The 23,757-nt window shown below is 69.4% G+C and carries 18 protein-coding genes and 1 pseudogene; 15 read left to right on the forward strand and 4 right to left on the reverse strand.

Annotation, left to right across the window (positions count from 1 at the left end; all coding sequences use genetic code 11):
- Positions 1–4 precede the first annotated feature (4 nt).
- From HLA95_RS04465 to HLA95_RS04525, 13 genes and pseudogenes are all read left to right on the forward strand, one after another.
- On the forward strand, positions 5–1,297 hold the full coding sequence (locus HLA95_RS04465; RefSeq protein ID WP_191057862.1) for a vWA domain-containing protein: 1,293 nt from the start codon (positions 5–7) through the stop codon (positions 1,295–1,297).
- On the forward strand, positions 1,294–1,614 hold the full coding sequence (locus HLA95_RS04470) for an XdhC family protein (protein ID WP_191057861.1): 321 nt from the start codon (positions 1,294–1,296) through the stop codon (positions 1,612–1,614). The genes HLA95_RS04465 and HLA95_RS04470 overlap by 4 nt, the downstream gene beginning before the upstream one ends.
- Positions 1,611–2,309, forward strand: a complete 699-nt coding sequence (locus HLA95_RS04475) for an XdhC family protein (protein WP_191057860.1) — start codon at positions 1,611–1,613, stop codon at positions 2,307–2,309. The genes HLA95_RS04470 and HLA95_RS04475 overlap by 4 nt, the downstream gene beginning before the upstream one ends.
- 113 nt (positions 2,310–2,422) lie before the next feature.
- A complete protein-coding gene (locus tag HLA95_RS04480) occupies positions 2,423–2,875 on the forward strand; it encodes a DUF29 domain-containing protein (RefSeq protein WP_191057859.1) in 453 nt (150 codons plus the stop codon).
- Positions 2,876–2,975: 100 nt separating this feature from the next.
- On the forward strand, positions 2,976–5,300 hold the full coding sequence (locus HLA95_RS04485) for a xanthine dehydrogenase family protein molybdopterin-binding subunit (RefSeq protein ID WP_191057858.1): 2,325 nt from the start codon (positions 2,976–2,978) through the stop codon (positions 5,298–5,300).
- 113 nt (positions 5,301–5,413) lie between these two features.
- Complete coding sequence (locus tag HLA95_RS04490) at positions 5,414–7,057, forward strand: NTP transferase domain-containing protein (RefSeq protein ID WP_306422238.1); 1,644 nt, start codon at positions 5,414–5,416, stop codon at positions 7,055–7,057.
- Positions 7,054–8,259 carry an aminotransferase class V-fold PLP-dependent enzyme gene (locus tag HLA95_RS04495; protein WP_191060078.1) on the forward strand — a complete coding sequence of 402 codons (1,206 nt, stop codon included), beginning with the start codon at positions 7,054–7,056 and terminating at the stop codon, positions 8,257–8,259. Before HLA95_RS04490 ends, HLA95_RS04495 begins: the two co-directional genes overlap by 4 nt.
- Positions 8,256–8,669: an iron-sulfur cluster assembly scaffold protein gene (locus HLA95_RS04500; RefSeq protein ID WP_191060077.1), complete on the forward strand. Its 414-nt coding sequence runs from the start codon at positions 8,256–8,258 to the stop codon at positions 8,667–8,669. Before HLA95_RS04495 ends, HLA95_RS04500 begins: the two co-directional genes overlap by 4 nt.
- Positions 8,670–8,812: 143 nt before the next feature.
- Positions 8,813–11,564: pseudogene (locus tag HLA95_RS04505) on the forward strand (HAD-IC family P-type ATPase).
- A gap of 26 nt (positions 11,565–11,590) precedes the next feature.
- Positions 11,591–12,445, forward strand: a complete 855-nt coding sequence (locus HLA95_RS04510; protein ID WP_191060076.1) for a universal stress protein — start codon at positions 11,591–11,593, stop codon at positions 12,443–12,445.
- A gap of 81 nt (positions 12,446–12,526) precedes the next feature.
- Positions 12,527–14,116, forward strand: a complete 1,590-nt coding sequence (locus HLA95_RS04515; protein ID WP_255591475.1) for a helicase HerA-like domain-containing protein — start codon at positions 12,527–12,529, stop codon at positions 14,114–14,116.
- A 231-nt stretch (positions 14,117–14,347) separates the two neighbouring features.
- The gene (locus HLA95_RS04520) at positions 14,348–15,622 is read left to right on the forward strand and encodes an MFS transporter (RefSeq protein ID WP_191058467.1); all 1,275 of its coding nucleotides are present in this window, start codon (positions 14,348–14,350) and stop codon (positions 15,620–15,622) included.
- 3 nt (positions 15,623–15,625) lie between these two features.
- Entirely contained in the window at positions 15,626–16,861 is a 1,236-nt protein-coding gene (locus tag HLA95_RS04525; RefSeq protein WP_191058466.1) for an MFS transporter, read from the forward strand.
- A gap of 137 nt (positions 16,862–16,998) precedes the next feature.
- Here HLA95_RS04525 and HLA95_RS04530 read toward each other — a convergent pair whose 3' ends face one another.
- Both HLA95_RS04530 and HLA95_RS04535 read right to left on the reverse strand, forming a co-directional pair.
- Positions 16,999–19,440: an ATP-binding protein gene (locus tag HLA95_RS04530; protein WP_191058465.1), complete on the reverse strand. Its 2,442-nt coding sequence runs from the start codon at positions 19,438–19,440 to the stop codon at positions 16,999–17,001.
- 647 nt (positions 19,441–20,087) lie between these two features.
- Positions 20,088–20,603 carry an adenine phosphoribosyltransferase gene (locus HLA95_RS04535; protein WP_191058464.1) on the reverse strand — a complete coding sequence of 172 codons (516 nt, stop codon included), beginning with the start codon at positions 20,601–20,603 and terminating at the stop codon, positions 20,088–20,090.
- Here HLA95_RS04535 and HLA95_RS04540 point away from each other — a divergent pair.
- Together HLA95_RS04540 and HLA95_RS04545 are read left to right on the forward strand one after the other, a co-directional pair.
- A complete protein-coding gene (locus tag HLA95_RS04540; RefSeq protein WP_222182590.1) occupies positions 20,602–21,108 on the forward strand; it encodes a DUF192 domain-containing protein in 507 nt (168 codons plus the stop codon). The two genes, HLA95_RS04535 and HLA95_RS04540, sit on opposite strands and share 2 nt — an antisense overlap.
- Before the next feature lie 91 nt (positions 21,109–21,199).
- The gene (locus tag HLA95_RS04545) at positions 21,200–22,660 is read left to right on the forward strand and encodes a DUF2231 domain-containing protein (protein ID WP_191058463.1); all 1,461 of its coding nucleotides are present in this window, start codon (positions 21,200–21,202) and stop codon (positions 22,658–22,660) included.
- 23 nt (positions 22,661–22,683) lie between these two features.
- Here the strand turns inward: HLA95_RS04545 and HLA95_RS04550 are convergent, their stop codons facing one another.
- A complete protein-coding gene (locus tag HLA95_RS04550; RefSeq protein WP_223861406.1) occupies positions 22,684–23,379 on the reverse strand; it encodes an HAD family hydrolase in 696 nt (231 codons plus the stop codon).
- Positions 23,380–23,421: 42 nt separating this feature from the next.
- Complete coding sequence (locus HLA95_RS04555; protein WP_222182592.1) at positions 23,422–23,667, reverse strand: hypothetical protein; 246 nt, start codon at positions 23,665–23,667, stop codon at positions 23,422–23,424.
- Positions 23,668–23,757 lie beyond the last annotated feature (90 nt).

Here is a 23,757-nt window from a genome sequence, read left to right on the forward strand (position 1 = left end):
CGGCATGGAGAAGTCCGAAGCGCCGGCGCGCACCCGCGCCCCGGTCGAGGTGTTCGAGACGACCGGCACGCCCGGCCGCCTGGCCCTCAACATCATGCATTTCGCCCGCACCCTGCGCGCCGCCGGCATGCCGGTCGGGCCCGGCCATGTGCTGCGCGCGATGGAGGCGGTGGGCACCGTGGGCGTCGGCCGGCGCGACGACTTCTACTGGGCGCTGTTCTCCGTGTTCGTGGCGCGCCGCGAGCACAAGGAACTGTTCGACCAGGCCTTCCACATCTTCTGGAAGGACCCGCGCCTGCTCGAGCGGCTGATGCAGATGCTGCTGCCGCAGATCCGCCCCGACGAGAACTTCAAGCAGACCGACCAGCCGAACCGGCGCCTGGCCGAGGCGCTGGCCCCGCAGCGCCTGCCCGGTCAGGGCGAGGACGAGGGCGAGCTCGCCGAGGAAGAGATCGAGCTCGACATGTCGCTGACCTGGTCGGACAAGGAGCTCCTCCAGAAGAAGGACTTCGAGCAGATGTCCGCGGACGAGCTGGAGGAGGCCAAGCGCGAGATCGCGCGGCTCCGCCTGCCGATCGTGGACGTGCCGACCCGCCGCTTCCGGGCCGACGCGCTGGGTGCCCGGGTCGACATGCGCAAGACCCTGCGCAACTCGCTGCGCGGCGGCGGTGCCGCCATCGACCTCGCCCGCAAGGAGCGGGTCCGCCGCCATCCGCCGCTGGTGGTCCTGTGCGACATCTCCGGCAGCATGGCGCGCTATTCGCGCATGCTGCTCCTGTTCATGCACGCGATCACCAACGACCGCGACCGGGTCCATAGCTTCCTGTTCGGCACGCGGCTCACCAATGTCACCCGGGCGCTGCGCGCGCGCGACGTGGACGTGGCGCTCGACAAGATCGGCAAGCTGGTCGACGACTGGGAAGGTGGCACCCGGATCGGTCATGCGCTGGAGGACTTCAACCGGAGCTGGTCGCGCCGCGTCCTGGGCCAGGGTGCCATGGTGCTGCTGATCACCGACGGCCTGGACCGCGATGCCGGCGACGGGCTGGAGGAAGAGATGGAGCGGCTGCACAAGTCCTGCCGCCGCCTGATCTGGCTGAACCCGTTGTTGCGCTATGACGGCTACGAACCCATCTCGAAGGGTGCCCAGGCGATGATCCGGCACGTGGACGAGCTGCGTTCGGTGCACAGCCTGTCCAGCCTGAAGCAGCTCACCCAGGTCCTGTCCCAGGAAGGGCAGCGCCGGCCGGAGAGCGTCGACAGCTGGGTGAGACGCGCCCGGAAGGAGGCGGCATGATCGCCGACGAGAATCTGTTGGAGCTGGCCCGCGACTGGAAGCAGGCCGGCAAGAAGGTGGCGCTGGCCACCGTGGTCAGCACCTGGGGCAGCTCGCCCCGCCCGGCCGGCAGCCAGCTGGTCGTGGACGAAACCGGGGCGATGATGGGCTCGGTCTCGGGCGGCTGCATCGAGGGAGCGGTGGTGCGCGAGGCCCGCGAAGTCATGGACGGTGCGGCGCCGAAGCTGCTCGAGTTCGGCGTGACCAACGAGCAGGCCTGGGAAGTCGGCCTGGCCTGCGGCGGCAAGGTCCAGGTCTGGGTCGAGGCGGTGGAATGAAGCTGGCCCTGCTGGACGCGCTGGAAGCCGCGCGCAAGGCCAAGCGCCAAGTCTGCCTGGTCCGCCTTCTGGACCAGGGCGGCACCGAGGCGCTGGTGGTCGACGGCCAGCAGACCGAGGGTGCGCCCTTGCCCGAGGACGTGCTGGAGGCAGCGCGCGCCGCACTGCGCGAGGATCGCTCGAAGACCGGGGACACCAGTGCCGGCAAGGCCTTCCTCCAGGTGTTCAACCCGCCCTTGCGCATGATTATCGTGGGCGCCGTCCACATCACCCAGTCGCTGGCGCCGATGGCGGAGCTGGCCGGCTACGAGGTGACGGTGGTCGACCCGCGCCGCGCGTTCGCCACCGACCAGCGCTTCCCGAACACGCGCGTCACCCAGGAATGGCCCGACGAGGCGCTGGAGCAGCTGGCGCCCGACCGGCGCACCGCGGTGATCGCCCTGGTCCACGACCCGAAGCTGGATGATCCGGCCCTGGACGTGGCGCTGAAGAGCGATGCCTTCTACATCGCAGCCCTGGGCTCGAAGAAGAATGCCGCCGCCCGGCAGGAGCGCCTGCAGGCGCTGGGCCATGACCCGGCGACGACCGCACGAATCCGCGGCCCCGCCGGCCTGCCCATCGGTGCGGTGAGCCCGGCCGAGATTGCGATCTCGGTGCTGGCCGAATGCACGCGCGTGCTTCGCCAGGGCGCTTGAGCTAGTCTTCCGCAGGCCCGCAAGGGTCTGCCGGGAGCACCGCATGAGCGCTGGTCTGTACGAGACGGACTTGAGCTGGAATCCTTCGATATCTGGCCGGAGCCGCCAACGCCGTGACCCCTGACCTCTACGATCAGGACTTCGTCACCTGGGCTGAGCAGCAGGCCAAGGCCATCCGCAGGGCGGCCGCCGAGCGGGTGAACACGTCGGAGCCGATCGACTGGGAGAATGTGGCCGAAGAGATCGAGAGCTTGGGCAAGGAACAGCTCCATCGCCTCGACAGCGCCTATGTCGTCCTTCTCCACCACCTGCTGAAGTGGCAGTTCCAGCCGAGGCGCCGCAGCCGCTCCTGGAAGCTCACGATCACCGAGCAGCGGCGGCGCGTGCGCAAGGTGATGAGCTCGAACCCGGGCCTGCGCCCGCGTCAGGACGAACTCTTCCTCAGCGCCTATGCTGATGCGTGCAAGCTCGCCGCCGCCGAGACCGGTCTCGCCCTTGCGGCCTTCCCCGAAAGCCCACCCTTTTCGCGTCCCCAGGCCGAGGACGACGGCTTCCTGCCGGGTTGAGCGGCTTTCTGCGGCTCGCTTCACTTTATTGCCACACTAGAATCCAGCGCAAAGCCTGGGTATGTCGGGCGCAGCGCCGCCGCAGGCAGGGGAACAAGGCATGGCTAAATTCGGCTTCGGGCAGTCGGTCAAGCGCGTGGAGGATGCGCGCCTGGTCAAGGGTGAGGGGCGCTACACCGTCGACGTCAGCGTCCCGGGTCAGGCGGTGGGCTACGTCCTGCGCTCGCCGGTGGCGCACGCCACCATCACCGCCATCGACACGTCCGCCGCCGAGGCGGCTCCGGGCGTGCTCTGCGTGGTGACGGGCAAGGAACTGGCCGCCGCGGACGCCAACAACCTGCCCTGCCTCATCCCGCTCAAGAACCATGACGGCACCGACCGTGCCGACCCGGGCCGGCAGATCCTGGCGGTCGACAAGGTCCGCCATGTCGGCGATCACGTGGCGTTCGTCGTCGCGGAGACCATGGAGCAGGCCAAGGATGCGGCCGACCTGATCACCGTCGACTACGATACCCATCCGGCCGTGGCCGACATGCTGAAGGCGATCGAGCCGGGGGCGCCCCTGGTGCACGACAGCACCAGCTCGAACCTGTGCTTCGACTGGGTGTACGGCGATGCCGGCGCCACCGACCAGGCGTTCGCCGCCGCGGCCAAGACCGTGAAGCTCGACCTGATCAACAACAAGGTCGTCGCGAACTCCATGGAGCCGCGGGCCTGCGTCGCCGAGTGGGATGCCGCCGAGGGCAAGCTCACCATGCATGCCGGCACCCAGGGCGGCTGGATGTTCCAGGACATGCTGGCCGAGCTGATCCTCAAGCTGCCCAAGGACAAGGTCCGGGTGGTCACGCCGGACGTCGGCGGCGGCTTCGGCATGAAGGCGTTCTTCTATCCCGAGTACGCCATGGCGGCCTGGGCGGCGCGCAAGATCGGGCGCCCGGTGGCATGGACCGCCGAGCGGACCGAGGGCTTCCTGTCCGACGTGATGGGCCGCGACCACATCACCACGGCCGAGCTCGCCTTCGACGCCAACAACAAGATCCTGGCGCTGCGCGTCATGGTCCATGCCGGCATGGGCGCGTATCTGTCGATGTTCGCGCCCTACATCCCGACCGGTGCGGCGCTCAAGGTCCTGCCCGGCGTCTACGACATCAAGACGCTGACCTACCGGGTGAAGGGCATCTTCACCCACACCACCCCGGTCGACGCCTATCGCGGCGCCGGCCGTCCAGAATCGATCTACTGCATCGAGCGCCTGATGGATGCCGCTGCACGCCAGCTCGGGGTCGACCCGATCGAGCTGCGCAAGCAGAACTACATCAAGCCGGAGCAGATGCCTTACACCACGCCGGCCGGCGAGACCTACGACACCGGCGAGTTCGCCAAGGTCACCGACCTGGCGCTGGCCAAGCACGGCTATGAGAGCTTCGCCAGCCGCAAGGCGCAGAGCGAGGCCAAGGGCCTGCTGCGCGGCATCGGGCTGGCCTACTACATCGAATCCACGATGGGTAATCCCGAGGAAGCGGCGGCGATCAAGTTCGTCGACGACGGCACGGTCGAGGTCTGGGTCGGCACCCAAACCAACGGCCAGGGCCACGAGACCGCCTACGCCCAGGTCTTCGCCGACGCGCTCGGCATCGACATGGAGCGGATCCGGGTCAAGCAGGGCGACACCGACGTGGTGAAGTTCGGTGGCGGCACCGGCGGCTCGCGCTCGCTGACCGCCCAGGGTGTGGCCATCCGCGCCGGTGCCCGCGAGGTCATCCGCAAGGGCGTCGAGGCCGCGGCCCAGCAGTTCGAGACGGCCGCGGCGGACATCGCGTACGAGGACGGCGTCTTCAAGGTGAAGGGTACCGACAAGCAGGTCGACCTCTTCACCCTGGCCCGGACCGTGAAGGCGCAGCCCGGCAGCATCGACGGCCTGAACGCCGACGTGAAGATCAAGCTGGACGCCTGGACCTTCCCGAACGGCTGCCACATCGCCGAGGTCGAGGTCGACCCGGACACCGGCGTCACCAAGGTCGACCGCTACACGGTGGTCGACGACTTCGGCAAGGTGCTGAACCCGATGCTGGTGGCGGGTCAGGTCCATGGCGGCGTGGCCCAGGGCATCGGCCAGGCGCTCTACGAGCAGGTCGTCTATGACGACACCGCGCAGCTGATCTCCGGCTCGTTCATGGACTACACCATGCCGCGCGCCGACAACCTGCCGAACTTCGACACCGATACCTACGAGGTTCTGTGCAAGAACAACGAGATGGGGGTGAAGGGCTGCGGCGAGGCCGGCTCCGTGGGTGCCTGCGGCGCGGTGATGAACGCGCTCCTGGACGCGCTGGCGCCGCTGGGCGTCGACCGCGTCGACATGCCGGCCACGCCGGAAAAGGTCTGGCAGTACATCCAGGGTGCCAAGGTGGCGAAGGCCGCCTGATCGCCCCTCGCCCGGCAACCCCGGCGAGCGCATCTTGACGAAGGGCGGGATCGGCGACGGTCCCGCCCTCGTGATTCCCGGGCCGGATCGCTATATCTGACGGGAAACGACGGATGGTAGCGATGTTCTTCGGCAGCATGGCGGTGAGGGACGCCCTGGGCGCCACCTTGGCTCATGGCGTGAAATTCGGCCGGAGCGGCTTCAAGAAGGGCCGCACCCTGGACGCGGCCGACCTGGCGCTCCTGGCGGAGGCGGGCATCGAGCAGGTGAGCGCCGTCCGCTTCGAGCCGGGCGATGTCGAGGAGGACGCCGCCGCGCACAGCCTCGCCAAGGCAGTGGCCGGCCCGGGCCTGCGGGTGGCCGAGCCGTTCACCGGCCGCAGCAACCTGTTTGCCGAGGGGGACGGCATCCTGGTGCTCGACCTGGAGCGCCTCCAGGCGCTCAACCGGGTCGACCCCGACCTCACCATCGCCACCCTGCCCCCGTTCGCCCGGGTCGCCGCCAAGGACATGGTGGCGACCGTCAAGATCATCCCGTTCGCCACGCAGGAGGACGTGCTGGCGCGCGGCCTGGCGGTGACCGAAGGCGGGCCGCTGCTGCGCCTGGCACCCTTTGTCGGCCTGCGGGTGCGTCTGGTCCAGTCGGCCACCTCGGCGACCTCGGACAAGCTCCTGGACAAGACGGTGGAGGTGACCCGGCAGCGCCTGGAGGCGGTGGGCGCCACGCTCCTGGGCGAGCGCCGCTGCCCGCACACGACGGACGGCATCGCGGCGGCAGTCGCGGCCAGCCTCGCCGAGGGCGGCGACATGGTCCTGATCGCCGGGGCCTCGGCGGTGACCGACCGGCGCGATGTGCTGCCGAGCGGCATCGAGGCCGCAGGCGGCACGGTCGACCATGTCGGCATGCCGGTCGATCCCGGCAATCTCCTGGTGTTCGGCCGCCACGGCGACATCCCGGTCATCGGCCTGCCCGGCTGCGCCCGCTCGATCAAGCTGAACGGGTTCGACTGGGTGCTGGAGCGGCTGGCGGCGGGGCTCCGGGTGACGCCGCAGGACATCATGGCGATGGGGGTCGGCGGCCTGCTTTCTGAGATCCCCACCCGGCCGCAGCCGCGCGGCGGCGCCAAGCCCGGCGAGCAGGCCGGTGCCACGATGCGCCTGCCGCGGATCACCGCGCTGGTCCTGGCCGCGGGCCGTTCGTCGCGGATGCGTGGGCCGAACAAGCTCCTGACCCCGATCGACGGCAAGCCGCTGGTCGGCCATGTGGTCGACGCGGCACTTGCGTCGTCCTGCGACCGGGTGGTGGTGGTCACCGGCCACATGCAGGCCGAGCTGACCGAGGTCCTGGCCGGCCGGCCCCTCACCCTGACCCACAACCCGGACTTCGCCGATGGTCTCGCCTCCTCGCTGAAAGCCGGGCTGGCGGCGGTGCCGGCCGATGCGGACGGGGTGCTGGTCCTGCTGGGCGACATGCCGGACATCGACCGCCGGCTGATCGACCGGATGATCGCGGCGTTCAGCCCGGCCGACCGCCGCTCGATCGTGGTGCCGGTGGCGGACGGCCGGCGCGGCAACCCGGTGCTCTGGTCGAGCGCGTTCTTCGCCGAGATGCGCGAGTTAGCGGGCGACGCCGGTGCCAGGGCGCTCATCGACCGGCACGAGGACCAGGTGGCGGAGATCGCCGTCGAGCATCGCGGGCCGCTGGTCGACCTGGACACGCCCGAGGCGCTCGCCGCCTATCTGGAGAACCGCACGTGAACCCGATCCGCCAGGACTTCCCGGCCTTCGACCGACTGGATCGGCCGCTGCACTTTTTGGACAATGCCGCGACCAGCCAGATCTGCCGGCCGGCCCTGGAAGCGCTGGTGCGGTTCGAGACCGACGACCGGTCCAACGTCAAGCGCGGCGTCTATGCCCGTGCCGAGCGCGCCTCGGTGGCGTTCGACGATGCGCGCAAGGCGGCGATGGAGTTCCTGAACGCACCCTCCCCTGAGGAGATCGTGTTCACCTCGGGCGCCACGCTCGGGCTGAACACCGCAGCGCACATCCTCCAGGACCGGCTCAAGCCCGGCGACGTGATCCTGGTGAGCCTGCTGGAGCACCACAGCAACCTGGTACCCTGGCAGCTCGCCGCCGAACGGCGTGGCGCCAGCCTGCGCGCCATCCCGGTGACCGATGGCGGCAGGCTCGACCTGGAGCGGCTGGACGAGCTGGCCGACCGGGTGAAGATCGTGGCGGTGACCCATGCCTCCAACGTGACCGGGGCGATCACCGATGTCGCCCGGCTGCGCGCGTTCTGCGACGCGACCGGCGCGCTGCTGGTGCTGGACGGCGCCCAGCGGGCCGCCCACGGGCCGCTCGACGTGCAGGCGCTGGGCTGCGACCTCTATGCCTTTTCCGGCCACAAATGCTTCGGCCCGACCGGGATCGGCGTGCTCTGGGGCCGCTACGACCTGCTGGACTCCGCGCCGCCCTTCCTGGGCGGGGGCGAGATGATTCGCCGGGTCAGCATCGAGCGCTCGACCTTCGCGCCGCCGCCGCACCGCTACGAGGCCGGCACCCCACCGATCGGCGGGGCCATTGCGCTGGGTGCGGCACTCGCATGGTCGATGGCGCAGGACTGGGACCGGCTGGGCGCGCAGGAACGGGAGCTGGCGGGCAGGATGCTGGACGGCTTGGCCTCGCTTCCGGGCTGCCGCATCTATGGCGACACCGGCACCCAGCAGCGCATCGGCGTGGTCTCGTTCGAGCTGGAGGACGTGCATGCCCATGACGTCTGCCAGCTGCTCGACAGCGACCACGGCGTGATGCTGCGCGGCGGCCACCATTGCGCCCAGCCGCTGATGGAGCGGTTCGACACGGTCGCCACCGTGCGCGCCTCGCTCGCCCCCTACAATGATGGCGCGGATGTCGACGCGCTGCTGAATGGCCTCGAAGCCGTGCGCCGGAAGCTGGCATGAACGACGCTCTCTACGACCAGGCGATCATCGCCGAGGCCCGGTCCAAGACCGGCGCCGGCCGGCTGGACGCCCCCACGGTCACCGCCGAATGCGACAACCCCTTGTGCGGCGACCGGATCACGGTGGACCTGGCGGTGCAGGACGGGGCTATCAGCGACCTCGCGCACAAGACCCGCGGCTGCCTGCTCACCCAGGCCTCCGCCTCCCTGCTGGCGCGCTACGCCAAGGGCGGCGATGTCGCGGCGGCCCGTGAGCTGCGCGCCGCGATCGATGCGTTCGTCAAGGGGCAGGACGACGAGCGGTTCGCCATCCTCACCCCGGTGCGCAACGCCAAGAGCCGCTGGGACTGTGTCACCCTGCCGTTCCAGGCCCTGGCGGACGCCCTGGCCGACCTGGAGAAGCGAGGCTGACCGGGCAGCACCGCCCGGGTTCCACCGTCGCGAGGCTGGACGGGAAGCGCTGACCGGGACAGTTGATTCCGATCAATGCCCGGCCCGAACGGCTCAGGCACTTCCCGGGGGCGAACGAGCGCGAACAAGGAACAGAGGACGCGATGGCGACGGCCCTCGATGCAGGCAAGCGGCGACCGGCACCCGAGCCGGCCGAGGCACCCTGGCATGCGCTGGCCGTCGAGGACGTCCTGGAACGGCTCCATGCCGACCGGCACGGCCTGCCGGGCGACGAGGCGCGGCGGCGCCTGGAACGGTATGGTCCGAACAGCCTGCCGGAAGCCCGCGGGCGCAACCCGGTCCTGCGCTTCCTCGCCCAGTTCCACAGTGCGCTGATCTATTTCCTCCTGGCGGCCGCACTCGGGGCCTGGCTGCTCGGCCATCATGTCGACGCGGTCGTGATCCTGCTGGTCGTCACCATCAACGCGATCGTCGGCTTCGTGCAGGAAGGCAAGGCCGAGCAGGCGCTGGCGGCGATCCGCCAGATGATCTCGCCGCAGGCCAACGTGCTGCGCGACGGCCAGCGAGTGGCGGTGCCGGTGGCGGAGCTGGTCCCGGGTGACGTCGTGCTGCTGGAGGCGGGTGACCGGGTTCCGGCCGACCTGCGCCTGCTGAAGGTTCACGGGCTGCTGGTCGAGGAGGCGGCGCTCACCGGGGAATCGGTGGCGGCCGAGAAGGACGGCCGGCCGGCCGCGGCCGACGCCGCCCTGGGCGATCGCCACGGCATGGCGTTCTCCGGCACGCTGGTGGTGGCAGGGCGGGCCAGCGGGCGTGGTGGTCGCGACCGACAGCGGCACCGAGATCGGCCGGATCAGCCACCTGATCAGCTCGGTGCAGGAGCTGACCACGCCGCTCCTGCGCCAGATCAACCGCTTCGCCGAACGCTTCACCCTGTTCGTCTTCGTCTGCGCGCTGCTGCTGTTCGCCTATGCGATCCTGGTCCAGGGCTATGACTGGAGCGAATCGCTGGTGGCGGTGGTCGCGGTCGCGGTCGGCGTGGTGCCGGAGGGCCTGCCGGCCGTGATCACCATCACCCTGGCGGTGGGCGTGCGGCGCATGGCGGCGCGCAGGGCGGTGGTCCGGCGCCTGCCGGCGGTGGAGACGCTGGGCGCCACCTCGGTGATCTGCTCGGACAAGACCGGCACGCTGACCCGCAACGAGATGACCGCGCGCCGGATCGTCACCGGCGGCCACCGGATCCAGGTGGAGGGCTCCGGCTACCAGCCCGAGGGTGCGCTGGAGGCGGTCGGGATCGATGACGATGCGGCGGCACTGGCCGCGGCCGCACCGCTGATCGAGTGCGGCCTGCTCTGCAACGACGCGGAGCTCCGCCGGGGCGACCAGGGCTGGAGCGTGAACGGCGACCCGATGGAGGGCGCGCTGGTGGCGCTCGCCATGAAGGCCGGCCTCGATCCCGATCATGTCCGCGCCGAGTGGCCCAGGCTCGACGAGATCCCGTTCGACGCCCAGCACCGCTTCATGGCCAGCCTGCACCGTCGCCCGGGCGGCGGGACCACCCTGTTCGTCAAGGGCGCACCCGAGCGGGTCCTGGAGATGAGCCGGACCGAGCAGGGTCCGGACGGCCGGTCCCGGCCGATCGACCAGGCGTTCTGGACCGACGCCATCGCCGCGACGGCGCGGGACGGCGAGCGGATCCTGGGCTTCGCCATGGCCGAGCTGCCGGATGGCCAGGACAAGCTGGGCTTCGCCGAGCTGGACCGGGCGGAGATCAGCTTCCTCGGCATCGTCGGCTTCATCGATCCGCCGCGCGCCGAGGCGATGAACGCCATCGCCGAGTGCCGCTCGGCGGGCATCAGGGTCAAGATGATCACCGGCGACCATGCCGCCACCGCAGGGGCCATCGCCCGCCAGCTCGGCATGAGCGAGAATCCCGAGGTCGTCACCGGTGCGGAGCTGGACCGGATGGACGAGGCGGCGCTGGGCCAGGCAGCCAGGCGTGCCACCGTGTTCGCCCGCACCAGCCCCGAGCACAAGCTCCGGATCGTGCGCGCCCTGCAGCAGCAGGGTGCGGTGGTGGCGATGACCGGCGACGGGGTCAACGATGTGCCGTCGCTCAAGCAGGCCGACGTCGGCGTCGCCATGGGCAACAAGGGCACGGAGGCCGCCAAGGAGGCGGCCGAGATGGTGCTGCTCGACGACAATTTCGCCTCGATCGTGGCCGCGGTCCACGAGGGGCGCACCGTCTACGACAATATCCGCAAGGTGATCTCCTGGACCCTGCCGACCAATGGCGGCGAGGTGATCGCGGTGATCGCGGCGATCCTGTTCGGCTTCGTCATGCCGATGACGGCGACCCAGATCCTGTGGATCAACCTGGTGCTGACCGTGACGCTGGGCCTGGTGCTGGCGTTCGAGCCGTCCGAGGAAGGGGTGATGGCGCGCCCGCCGCGCCGGCCCGAAGCCCCGCTGCTCTCACCCTTCCTGCTCTGGCGAGTGGTGTTCGTCTCGGTCCTGTTCACGCTCGCCGTGCTGACCGTGTTCTTCTACGTGCAGGGCCGGGGCGACGACGTGGCGACCGCCCGGACCATGGTGGTGAACACGCTGGTCGTCCTGGAGATCTTCTACCTGTTCAACGTGCGCTACCTGCACATGACCTCGATCACCTGGAAGGGTGCCATGGGCACGCCGGCCGTGCTGGCGGCGGTAGCCGCCGTGGTGGTGGCGCAGTTCGCCTTCACCTATCTGCCCTTCATGAACGCGACCTTCGACAGCCGCCCGCTGGCGCTCACCGACGGCATCCTGACGGTGGTCATCGGCATCGTGCTCCTCGTCGTGCTGGAAGCGGAGAAGGCTCTCCTCGTCCGCTTCGGCATCTTCCAGACCCTGCAGAACTGAATATCATCACCTTCGGGAGGACCGACATGACCACTGCCCAGCCAAAGCCGACCATCCTGCTCGCCTCCGACCTGACGCCCCGGTCGGACCGGGCGACCGACCGCGCCATCGCCCTGGCGCAGGCCTGGGGGACGCGGCTCGTGGCGGTCCATGCCCTGCCCCCGGAGAGCAAGGTCCTGCCGCTCGGCAAAGGCTCGCCCAATCCCGAGGTGACGGCCAGGCGCCGGCTCGCCGCCGAGTTCGCGGCGCTCGGCGACCAGGCCATCCTGGTGGTGGCGGACGGCAAGCCGGCCGAGGTGGTGACCCGCTATGCCAGGGAGCAGGATTGCGGGCTGATCGTCACCGGCGTGGCGCGCGAGGAAACGATCGGCCGGATGTTCCTGGGCGACACGGTCGACGACATCCTGCGCCGGTCGACCTCGCCGGTCCTGGTAGTGAAGAACCGCGTGCGCGGCGACTACGGCACGCTCGTGTTCGCCACCGACTTCTCGGACACGTCCAGGCTGGCGCTCGACACCGCCCTCACCCTGTTCCAGCCCGAGCGCATCGTCCTGTTCCACGGCTATTCGACGCCGCTCGCCGGGATCACCGGGGATCCGGCCAGCTACCGGCGCCAGTATGGCGACGGCGTGGTCCGCAAGGACTGCGAGGCGTTCGTGGCGAAGCTGGACCTGCCCGAGCGCCTGCGCAACGGCCTGGAGATGGTGCTGGAGGACGGCTTCCCCGGGCAGCTCCTGGCCGAGTATGTCGAGACCCATCCGGCCGACCTCGTGGTGGTGGGTGCGCGCGGCCAGAGCCCGCTCCGGGAGATCGTGCTCGGCAACACCGCCAAGGAGATCCTGGCGACGGTGTGCTGCGACACGCTGGTGGTGCGGCGCTGACCCTGTCCCGCCGCCGGAGCCTCTTGGACCGGCGGCACCCCGTCCGCTAGGCTCGCCGGCGTCACGTAGCGGGGGAGCATGATGAGCGGGTCCGAGATCCTGATCGGCAAGGCCGGGACGCTGGACCAGCATCTCCTGCTCCGCCAGGCCAACCGGCACGGCCTGGTCGCGGGTGCCACCGGCACCGGCAAGACCGTGACGCTGCAACGGCTCGCGGAAAGCTTCGCCAGGGCGGGGGTGCCGGTGTTCGCGGCCGACGTGAAGGGTGATCTCTCCGGCATCGCCAAGCCCGGTGCTGCCGACTCCAGACTCGCGGAGCGCGCCCGCGAGCTCGCCATTCCGGACTGGGTACCGGCCGGCGTCCCTACCCTGTTCTGGGACGTGTTCGGCGAGCAGGGCCATCCGGTGCGCACCACCGTGGCCGAGATGGGGCCCTTGCTGCTCGCCCGGCTGCTCGAGCTGAACGAGGTGCAGGAGGGCGTCCTCAACATCGTCTTCCGCATCGCCGACGAGGAGAAGCTGCTGCTGCTCGACCTCGCCGACCTGCGCGCCATGCTGAACGAGGTGGCCGAGCGGGCGGACGAGCTGCGCGCCACTTATGGCAATGTCAGCAAGGCCTCGGTGGGTGCCGTGCAGCGGGCATTGCTGGTGCTGGAGCAGCAGGGCGGCGACCGGTTCTTCGGCGAGCCGGCCCTGGCGCTCGCCGACCTGATGCGCACCACGCCGGACGGGATCGGCCAGGTGAGCCTGCTGGCCGCCGACCGGCTGCTGCACAGCCCCAGGCTCTACACGACGCTCCTGCTCTGGCTGATGTCCGAGCTGTTCGAGGAGCTGCCCGAGGCCGGCGACCTGGACAAGCCCAAGCTCGTGTTCTTCTTCGACGAGGCGCATCTCCTGTTCGACGGCGCGCCCAAGGTGCTGCTCGACAAGATCGAGCAGGTGGTCCGGCTGATCCGCTCCAAGGGAGTCGGCGTCTATTTCGTCACGCAGAACCCGGCGGACGTGCCCGACCAGGTGCTGGGCCAGCTCGGCAACCGGGTGCAGCACGCGCTGCGCGCCTTCACCCCACGCGACCAGAAGGCGGTGCGGACCGCAGCCGAGACCTTCCGGGCCAATCCCGCCTTCGACACGGCCGCGGCGATCACCGAGCTCGGCATCGGCGAGGCGCTGGTCTCGACCCTCGATGCCAAGGGTGTGCCGGGCGAAGTGCAACGGACCCTGATCGCACCGCCGTGCAGCCGCGTCGGCCCGCTCACGGCCGAGGAGCGCAAGGCCGAGCTGGCGGCGAGCCCGATGGCCGGCCGCTACGACCAGGCGGTCAACCGGGAGTCCGCGGCAGAGCTGCTGGCGGCGCGGGCCGGTGTCGCCGTTGCCCCTCCCGCGGCCGCGGCCGGCACGGTCGACCCTGAACTGGCGGCCAGGCTCGACGCGGCGCTGGGCCGAACCAGCGCGCGGCCTCGCGGCGGTACCCGCTACCCACCGCCCGAGCCGGAGCCGGCTGCCCGGCGGCAGAGTGGCAGCCGGCGCGCACCGCCGGCCTCCATGGCCGAGCAGATCGCCACCACCGCGGTCAGGAACATGGCCTCGTCCGTGGCCCGCTCCCTGGGCTCCCGCGTGGGCAGCGCGCTGGTCCGCGGCGTGCTGGGCTCGCTGCTGAAGGGCGGTCGCTGAAAAGTTGCCATTGTCTCGGCACAATTTGCGCGTGACTGTGCTCTTACTGTCGGATGCGGCGCCGGCGGCACGCTCGACCGGACAAGAGTGGTGGACATCCGGGCAGGACGGGATCAGTTTGCCTGTCCTGCGCGACCCAGGATTCCGGCCGGTGAACGATCACCCGGCCGGTCTTCCGGGACACGCTCTCGCCCGGCCTGACGGGCACCGACCTACTGGGTGACGTATTCCATGGCTTCCGGCCCCACGGCCTCCGGCACGCTCACCGCCGAGCCCCTGAGCGCTCCGGTCACCGCCCCCGACCGGTCGGGCAGTGACATCGCGATCGCGATCCTGATCTCCGCCAGCGTCTGTCATCTGCTGAACGACATGATGCAGTCGATGCTGGCGTCGATCTATCCGCTCATCAAGGACGACTTCCAGCTCGACTTCGTCCAGATCGGCATCATCACGCTGGCCTTCCAGCTCACCGCCTCGCTGCTCCAGCCCTTCGTCGGCATGTGGACCGACAAGCATCCGATGCCGTTCTCGCTCCCGGTCGGCATGGGCTTCACCCTGGTGGGGCTGGTCCTGCTGGCCTTCGCGGGCGGCTTTACCAGCGTGCTGATCGCCGCGGCCATGATCGGCGTGGGATCGTCCGTGTTCCATCCGGAAGCATCGCGGGTATCACGCCTGGCGTCCGGCGGCCGCCATGGCCTGGCCCAGTCGCTGTTCCAGGTGGGCGGCAATTTCGGTACCGCGATCGGGCCGCTGCTCGCCGCCTTCATCGTGGTGCCCTATGGGCGGCAGAACGTCCTGTTCTTCATCCTGGCGGCCGTGATCGGCATCGCGATCCTGTCCTACATGGGCAACTGGTACAACCGGCACCTGATCGCCCGGCGCACCAAGAGTGTCGCCAAGGCGCTGGTCTCGCCCGTGTCCAAACGGATGGTGCAGATCTCGCTCGCCATCCTGATCCTGCTGACGTTCTCCAAGAACTTCTACATGGCGAGCTTTTCCAGCTACTACACCTTCTACCTGATGGACCGGTTCGACCTGTCGATCCAGTCGGCACAGGTCCACCTGTTCCTGTTCCTGGGTGCGGCTGCCGCCGGCACGATCCTGGGCGGGCCGATCGGCGATGCGATCGGGCGCAAGCTGGTGATCTGGATCTCGATCCTGGGCGTGGTGCCGTTCACCCTGGCCCTGCCCTATGCCAACCTGTTCTGGACCGACGTCTTCGCCATCCTGACCGGGCTGATCATGGCCTCGGCCTTCCCGGCGATCGTGGTCTATGCCCAGGAATTGCTGCCGGGCAAGGTCGGCATGGTGGCCGGCCTGTTCTTCGGCTTCGCCTTCGGCATGGGCGGCCTGGGTGCGGCCCTGCTCGGCTGGCTGGCCGACCACACCTCCATCGCCTTCGTCTACCAGGTCTGCTCCTTCCTGCCGCTGATCGGCATCCTGACCTGGTTCCTGCCGAACCTGGAGACGTCCCGGATGCGCCAGCGCGCCGCTGCGCGCGGCTGAGCGGTGGCCACCGGCCGGCCGGGGCTGAAGAGCGAGCGCTGGTTCCTCACCGGCCTCGGCATCGGCCAGATCTGCTCCTATGGCTCGCTCTATTACGGCTTCCCGCTGATCGGCGAGGCGATGGCGCGGGATCTGGGCCAGGGCAAGCCGGTGATCTATGGCGCGGCTGCCCTGGGCCTGATCGTGGCTGCCCTGGCGGCTTGGCCGGTCGGCGTCCTGATCGACCGCGGCCATGGCCGGGCGGTGATGGGCGGGGGTGCCGTGCTCGGCAGTTTCCTGCTGCTGCTCTGGTCGCAGGTGGACTCGCTGCTGCCCTACTACCTGATCCTGGGGGCGCTGGGCCTGGTCCAGGCCGCCGTGTTCTACGACCCGGTCTTCGCCGTGGCGGCACGGCGGTTCGGGCCGGCCGAGGCCAGGCGCGGGATCGTCGCGCTGACCATGTGGGGCGGCTTCTCCAGCACCGTGTTCCTGCCGATCATCCAGTTCCTGCTGGACCATCAGGGCTGGCGCACCACGCTCGTCGTGCTGGCCGCGGTCAACCTCCTGCTCACCGCCAGCCTCAACTTCCTGGTGATCGACCGGAAGCTCGACCGGGTCGAGCGGCTGGGGCCGGCCGATGGGCCGCGGCCGGCGGCGCTGACCACCCGCGCCATCCTGCGCCTGCCGGTGTTCTGGGCGCTGGCCCTGGCGTTCACCGCCCAGTCGGCGGCGCTCTCGGCCTTCCTGTTCCACCTCTATCCGCTCCTGCTGGAGCGAGGCTTTGCCGCCGGAGACGTGGTGCTGGCCATGACGGTGATCGGGCCCACCCAGGTGGCGGCGCGCATGCTGCTCTGGCGCTTTGCACCCAGGATCCCCGTCGGACGGCTGGGGATCGTCACCGCGCTGGCTTTCCCCCTGTCCTTCCTGGCCCTGACCCTGGCGCCGCCCAGCCTCGCCGCCATCGTGCTGATCACGGCGGTGTACGGGACCGCCAACGGCATCATGACCATCGCGCGCGGCATCGCCGTGCCGGAGATGGTCACCCGGGAGAACTATGGCGCGGTGAACGGGCTGTTGTCGGTGCCGGCCACGATCGTGCGCGCCGCGGCACCGGTGGGTGCCGCGCTGCTCTGGGCGGCAACGGGCAGCTATGACTGGGTGATGTGGGCGATCACCCTGGCCACCGTGGTGCTGGCGGCGGCGTTCATCCTGGCCGTGCTGCTCGCCGGCCATCCGACTGCCAAGGCCGCGGTCACCTGAACCGGATTGAGCGGCTCCCGGGGGCAAAGCGTCAATTTTTGCTCGAGCGCCGGTCCCTGAGCATCTACCGCAACCTGGAACCCTCTCGTTCCCGACGACCCTGCTGCGGTCGCAGTGCCCTTGCTGGGGCCGAGGCTTCAATGGGGTGACGGCAACAGCTGCAGGCGCCTCATCTCCTCCCTGGTCGTCTCGACCGCCTGCCGCAGCTGGACGACCAGATCGCCGGTCTCGCGGCCGGCCTTGGCCCGCTGCTCGATCGAACGGGCCAGCACGCCGATGCGCAAGAGGCCGAAGCTCGGCGCCGTGCCCGCCAGCCGATGCGCCGGACCTGCCACGGCCTGCAGGTCTTCCTGCAGCCTCTCGACCTCGGCCGCCAGCTGCTCGGCGGAGCTCAGTGCGCCGCTCAGGAACTGCGTGAGCTTTTCCGGTCCAGCCATCGCCTCCAGCCCCTCGATCCGCGCCCGGTCGAGCAGCGGCTCGCCAAGCTCCGGCGGCCGGCCTTCTGGAACTTGCGCAGCCTGGACCTCCTGCTGCCCCGCCGGCAGCGCGCGGAACAGCTCGTCCCAGATCACCGGCTTCATCAGAACCTGGCTCATGCCGGCCGCCAGGCAGCGCTGCCGCTCCGCCTCCATCACGTTGGCTGTCACGGCGATGATCGAAACCGCGTTGCGCGGCGGAGGCAGGCTGCGGATCCGTCGTGTCGCCTCGATCCCATCCATGATGGGCATCTGCACATCCATGAGCACGACGTCGAAGTCCTCCCCGGCAACCTTCGCCACCGCCTGCTCCCCGTTCGCGGCCATCGACACGTGATGGCCCTCCCTGGTCAGGCCCGCATGCAAGAGATCCCGGTTGATCTCCACATCGTCGGCGACCAGAACCCGTAGCGGCTGCGTCGGTCTGGGAGGGGGTGCCGTCATCTTCCGGGCGGCCACGACCGCGTCGCCGGGTGCGAAGGGAATGGTGAAGAAGAAGCGGCTGCCCCGGCCCGCCACGCTGGTCGCGCCGATCTCGCCCCCCATGGCCGTCACCAGCTGCCGGCAGATGGTGAGGCCCAGCCCGCTGCCGCCGAATCGGCGTGAGATCGACTGATCCGCCTGGGTGAAGGGTCGAAATAGCTGCTCCAGTCGCTCCTCGGCGATCCCGATGCCCGTATCCTGGACGTCGAACCGGAACTGGATCCTGCCGTCCGGAAGCGGCGTGTGCCCGATCCTGACTTGGACACCGCCCTCGGAGGTGAACTTCAGCGCATTGCCGATCAGATTGACCAGGACCTGCCGCAGCCGCGTAGGGTCGCCCCGCACGACGGGCGGCGAATGCTCGTCGAGATCGAAGCTCAGCCGCAGCCCACGCTCGGCAGCCTGCGACGACATGATCATCTGCACCTGCTCCAGCAGTTCCGGCACCGAGAAGTCGACCTGTTCCAGGACGACACCGCCAGACTCAAGCCGCGAAAAGTCCAGGACGTCGTTGATCACGTGAAGGAGATGCTGGCCGGACGTGTGGATGGCACGGAGGTACGCCTGCTGCCGAGGCTCCAACGGTTCGGCGGCGAGAAGGTCGGCCATGCCCAGCACCCCCGTCATCGGAGTGCGGATCTCGTGGCTCATGGCGGCCAGAAACTGCGACTTGGCGCGGCCGGCCGCCTCCGCCGCCGCCTTCGCAGAGACCAACTCGCTGATCATCACCTCGCGCTGCGACAGAACCACCGCCATCGGCAGGGTCGAAAGCAGCGCCACCGCCAGATAGAGCTGGAGCGCGAACATCAGCTCGATGGTGTCGGCATCGGGAAAGACCCGCAGGAGCGGGCCGTGGCCGGCCATCGTGAACTGGATGGCGAGGACGGCCAGCACGATCACCATCAGCGAGCTTCCCCGGAGCCCCGTGCGAAAGATGGCGAGCAGCAGCAGCGGAAAGGTGAAGTACGTGGGAAGGAGACTCTCGGCGAAGACCAAGGCGGCGAGAACGGCCATGAGACAGCTCAGGAGCACGGCTTCGATGATCGATCGTCTCATCTTCTCCCGCCACAGGCCCGGCTCGGTCCAGCTCAGCACGAAAGGCACCACGAGCAGCAGGCCTAGGACCTCCGACGTGTACCAGGTCGACCAGACGATACCGAAGGGCGCAAGGCCCCGGAAGAAGAGCTGAGCTGCCGCCGCGGTCGCGGAGGCCACCGGAAGAAGAATGGCGACGAGCGCGAAGATCACGGCACCACGCGCCGTGTTGATGCTCCAGCCGGGACCGCCGAACCTTCGGATCAGCCAGGCACCCAGCAGCGCCTCGCTGGCCGCGATGGCTGTGTTCGCTAGTCCAGTTCGCCAGTCCGTTCCGTTGACATAGCCGCTGGCGAAGTCCGCCATGCAAGCCAGGATGGTGAGGCAGATCCAGGTGCGCGGCTGATGGCGCAGCAGTGCCGCATACAGGATGGCCGTTGCGAACCACACCGCCGCAATGTCGTCCAGCGTCTCCGTCAGCATGAGCGAAAGGAGGCCAGCGCCGAAATACGCAAGAGGGACCGCCAGCGCGACGCCAGGCGCGGGCATGCTGGGCCGCAGCTTTTCCAGAGCCCCGCGGATCATTGATGGCATGATGCAATCTTATGGAGTGGCAGTAAGGGGAACGGATCCTTCTGATGAAAGCTCGACCCTGTCTTGAGAGGGAGCCTGACTCAGCCTCGCCATTTCCCAGCAGATGCGCAGCTATTCATCGGGCCACTGCCGCGCGGCTTGGCAATTTTCTTATGTATCTGGAAAGCAGATCTGAGGCAATCCGTGCTGCGGCAACGCGCCGTAGGAATGGCCTGCCGCCATGGCCGGTCGTGAGCATGAACGGCCACCCCTTACGGATGGGCCGCTCGGGCGTGATGGTCAGCTTGCCGCGGAGCTGGCCGAACCTCGCCGGGCTGCCGATGATCCGGCCTTGCGCACCTTCAGCGTCACCAGGTCCAGGCTCGGCAGGTTCTGCCGGGCCCGGATCAGCAGGCGCGACGGACCATCTAGCCGATGGGCGGCTGGCCTGACGTCCAGGTCCAGCCCGTAATGGACAGCGCGCAGCCGTCTTCACCGTAGCCCGGGAAGAACCCGTCGGTCGCCACTGCCGCCAGCTTGCGCCAGCTCGTTGACCCGCCTCCGGCCATTGTGCCGGCCGGCTGTCCGCAGCATGGCGGAACCTGCTGATCAATTTTCTGAAAGCAACATCCGGTCGCCATTGCCGGGGCGGCGATGCCTCAGGCCGAGTAGGTCAGGACCGTTTCCACCGGCACGCTCAGCCGCCCACGCCCGCCCAGGCCGTCCAGCTCGATCAGGAAGACCGCGGCCACCGGCTCGGCACCGATCTTGCGCAGGAGCTGGATCGAGGCCTCGGCCGTGCCGCCGGTCGCGATCAGGTCGTCGATCAGCACGGCCCTGGCCCCCTTCGGGATCAGGTCCTCGACGATCTGGACGGTGTCGCTGCCATATTCCAGGTCATAGTCGTGGCTGACGACCGCACCGGGCAGCTTGCCCACTTTACGGACCATGACGAAGCCGCGATCCATGTGGAGCGCCAAGGGTGCGGCGAAGATGAACCCCCGGCTCTCGATCCCCACCAGGACGTCCGGCCGGTACCTCGCTGCGATCCCGGCCATCCGCTCGATCGCCGCCCGGTAGGCCTGGTGGTTCGCGAGCAGGGTCGAGATGTCATAGAAAAGGATGCCGGGCTTGGGAAAATCAGGGACGGTGCGGATGTGGGCGGAGATGTCCATGGGCGCGGAACTCTTGGCTCGTTCGGCGCGCATGGTTGCCAGAGTGGTGCGGCAGGGTAAAGCCGGAGGCGCCGGCCTGCTCCTGGCCTTCGCCCTGGCGATCTCCCTGGCGCCGGTGGCCCTGGCGCAGGACCTGACCGAGCTCACCATCCACACGAGGCAAGGCCCGCTCACCTATTTCGTCGAGCTGGCCCGCACCCCGTCCGAACGCAGCCGGGGCCTGATGTTCCGCGAGGAGCTGCCGAAGGACCACGGCATGCTGTTCGACTTCGGCGAGGAGCAGTCGGTGTCCTTCTGGATGAAGAACACGCCTTTGCCGCTCGACCTGATCTTCATCAAGGCGGACGGCGAGATCGTCCGTATCACCGAACAGGCCGAACCCTTTTCCCAGAAGCTGCTGCCGTCGGGCCAGCCGGTCCGGTACGTGCTGGAGATCCTGGGCGGCACGGCCAGGGAGCGCGGTATCCGGGTAGGCGACCGGCTGGGCGAGCCTCTGCCGAAATGAGTGCGGCCCGCTGGCTGGCTGGCTGACCGGAACCCGGGCGTCCGGAAAGGATTGACGGAAGAGGCGGCAAGGGTAGCGAAAAGGATCGGCGATGCGGGAGCACCGGCTGGCGGCGGCGGCAGACCGGACGATCGCCCAGGTCGAGGGAGCCGCCGCACTCGATCATGCCGGCTACCGGATCGGCAACGCCGTCGCCCTGCCCCAGCGCCTGACCGGATGTCACGCCCAGCCGATCCGCAATGCGCTGCACGGGAGCTGGTTGGGTCACCCGCTCCATCCCCTCCTGGTCACCGTCCCGATCGGCGCCTGGACCGTGTCCCTGGCGCTGGATCTGCTGGGGGCACTCCGGCCCGGGAACGGCACGCGGTTCGACCAAGCTGCCGACCTCAACCTGCAGGCCGGCTGCCTGACCGCCGTCGGCGCTGCCCTGGCCGGGATGATCGACTGGCAATACACCCATGGACGGGACCGCCGGGTCGGGCTGGTCCACGCGCTGGTCAACACGGCGTCGCTCGGGCTGTACGCCGCCTCGGTGCGATGGCGCCGGCAGGGGCGGCGGCAGGAGGGCCGGCTGGTCAGCGCGCTTGCCTGGCTCTTCACGCTGGCCGGCGGCTATCTCGGCGGCCATCTCGTCTATCGGGGCCGGATCGGGGTCGACCATGCCGACCGTGGCTCCGAGCCGCGTCACTTCCTGCCGGTCTTTCCGTTGGCCGATCTGGAGGAGGATCGGCCGCGCCGGGTGGAAGTCTGGGACGAGCATGCCCGTGCCGCGGTCGGCGTCGCCCTGGTCCTGCACCGGGGCCAGGTCCATGCGCTGGGCAGCCGCTGCTCGCACATGGGCGGGCCCTTGGACGAGGGCTGGGTTCTGGAGGGCGGACTGGTCTGCCCTTGGCACGGCTCGCGCTTCTGCCTCTCCTCGGGCCATCAGCTGGATGGGCCATCGACGGCGCCCCAGCCGCGCTACGAGGTGCGCGTGCGTGCCGGCATGGTCGAGATCCGCCGCCTGCCGCAGCCCGGCGACGACACGGTGACGGTCCCGGTCCGGCAAGAAGCCGAGACTGGCCGCCGCGGCGAGAAGGCCGACCAGTTCCTGTTCCGGCATCACGAGCTGCTGCGCTTCACCTTCACCCAGATCCTGGCCACGCCCCGGGAGGATCCGGAGCGGCGGCTCCTGATGCGGATTCTGGCCGACGAGCTGGAGATGCACGAGCAGATCGAGGACGAGATCTTCTATCCGGCCGTGCAGCCGGTGAGCGAGGAGGTCCCGATCGCCCATGCCGAGCACCATCAGCTCGCGGACATGCTGGCGGTGGTGGTCGGGCTGGACACGTCGTCCGCAGCGTTCGACGAGCATCTGCGGGCCCTGTACCAGGCGGTGGACCACCATGCGCGCTCCGAGGAGACCTCGATGTTCGTGGAGGCGCAGCGCCTGGGCGAAGACCGGCTGCGCGAACTCGGCGCCGTTCTGGAGAGCAGGCTCCTGGAGCTGCGGGCATCGCGCCTGCAGCGGGCAAGGCGCGCCCTCAAGATCAGGGCGCTGGAGCCGGCCTGACGCCCGCCGCCGCGGCCCGCCCGCTAAAGGCGACGGATCCCCAGCTCGTCCAGATGGCGCATCATCATCGCCGGGTCGTCATAGACACGATACGCTCCGGCGCGCTCCAGCTCATCCGTGCCATAGCCGCCCGAGAGCAGCCCCACGCCCAGCATGCCGGCCCGCCTGGCCGCCAGCATGTCCCACACGCTGTCGCCGACCACATAGGCATCGGCCGCCGGCAGAGCGAGCTTCTCGACGGCCGCCAGGAACAGGTCCGGGTCGGGCTTGGCGTGCCGTACCAGGTCGCGGGTGATGATCGGGACGTGCCGGGGCACTTTCAGGCGTTCCAGGACCGGGCCGGCCGTTTCCATCCGCCCGCTGGTCGCGATCGCCCAGGGGCAGCCCAGCTCCGTCAGGTGCGCCAGGAGCTCCAGCGTCCCGGGCAGCGGCCGGACGTCGCCCGCGAGCTGCCGGTAGGCCACGGCATGGCGCTCCTGGAGCTGGCGGAGCACGTCCTCATCCAGGTCCCGGCCGGTCTCGCGCAGCAGGGCGCGGGTGAACAGCCCGCCGCTCATGCCGATCTTGCGGTGGATGCGCCAGATCGACAGCTCGATGCCGCTCTCCAGCAGCGCATGGTGCCAGGCCAGGACGTGCTGATACACGCTGTCGACGAGCGTGCCGTCGAGGTCGAACACCAGGGCCATGGGGCGAGGTGCGATGGTCGAGGCGCCGGTCATCCAGGTAGCCTTTCACTGGCCTGGCCGGCGCGGGATCCGGGTTCAGGCCGGGACCGTCACCATGCCCGCGTCACCGCTTTCCTGCGCCTCGCCCGGCATGGCGTTCAGCCGCGCCCGCAGCATCGCCCTGAAGCTGTCCTGCAAGCGGCCGCTGCGGCAGAACTCCTCGAACTCGTGCTCGGCATCCAGGATCGAGCCGTAATAACGCTGCATCAGCATCTCGGGTTCCATGCCCAGGCGCCTGGCGGCCAGCCCCAGCAGCTCCATGTCGGACATGAACGGGTTCATATGGAGGTCCCCCCTCACTCGAATATGACAGTCCGGAGGCGTTTTCCGGAAGGGACCTGCGTAGAACCGACGCCGGGCGACGTCCAGGGG

This window comes from Geminicoccus harenae (assembly GCF_019800005.1).
GTDB lineage: Bacteria > Pseudomonadota > Alphaproteobacteria > Geminicoccales > Geminicoccaceae > Geminicoccus > Geminicoccus harenae.

Bases quoted from the DNA above. Each gene is read 5' to 3' on its own strand.
- HLA95_RS04490 (WP_306422238.1), top strand. From the start codon at position 5,414: ATGGTAGCGATGTTCTTCGGCAGCATGGCGGTGAGGGACGCCCTGGGC.
- HLA95_RS04535 (WP_191058464.1), bottom strand. From the start codon at position 20,603: ATGGACATCTCCGCCCACATCCGCACCGTCCCTGATTTTCCCAAGCCC.
- HLA95_RS04470 (WP_191057861.1), top strand. From the start codon at position 1,294: ATGATCGCCGACGAGAATCTGTTGGAGCTGGCCCGCGACTGGAAGCAG.
- HLA95_RS04510 (WP_191060076.1), top strand. From the start codon at position 11,591: ATGACCACTGCCCAGCCAAAGCCGACCATCCTGCTCGCCTCCGACCTG.
- HLA95_RS04540 (WP_222182590.1), top strand. From the start codon at position 20,602: ATGGGCGCGGAACTCTTGGCTCGTTCGGCGCGCATGGTTGCCAGAGTG.
- HLA95_RS04485 (WP_191057858.1), top strand. From the start codon at position 2,976: ATGGCTAAATTCGGCTTCGGGCAGTCGGTCAAGCGCGTGGAGGATGCG.
- HLA95_RS04500 (WP_191060077.1), top strand. From the start codon at position 8,256: ATGAACGACGCTCTCTACGACCAGGCGATCATCGCCGAGGCCCGGTCC.
- HLA95_RS04475 (WP_191057860.1), top strand. From the start codon at position 1,611: ATGAAGCTGGCCCTGCTGGACGCGCTGGAAGCCGCGCGCAAGGCCAAG.
- HLA95_RS04550 (WP_223861406.1), bottom strand. From the start codon at position 23,379: ATGACCGGCGCCTCGACCATCGCACCTCGCCCCATGGCCCTGGTGTTC.
- HLA95_RS04555 (WP_222182592.1), bottom strand. From the start codon at position 23,667: ATGAACCCGTTCATGTCCGACATGGAGCTGCTGGGGCTGGCCGCCAGG.
- HLA95_RS04530 (WP_191058465.1), bottom strand. From the start codon at position 19,440: ATGATCCGCGGGGCTCTGGAAAAGCTGCGGCCCAGCATGCCCGCGCCT.
- HLA95_RS04545 (WP_191058463.1), top strand. From the start codon at position 21,200: ATGCGGGAGCACCGGCTGGCGGCGGCGGCAGACCGGACGATCGCCCAG.
- HLA95_RS04515 (WP_255591475.1), top strand. From the start codon at position 12,527: ATGAGCGGGTCCGAGATCCTGATCGGCAAGGCCGGGACGCTGGACCAG.
- HLA95_RS04520 (WP_191058467.1), top strand. From the start codon at position 14,348: ATGGCTTCCGGCCCCACGGCCTCCGGCACGCTCACCGCCGAGCCCCTG.
- HLA95_RS04465 (WP_191057862.1), top strand. From the start codon at position 5: ATGGAGAAGTCCGAAGCGCCGGCGCGCACCCGCGCCCCGGTCGAGGTG.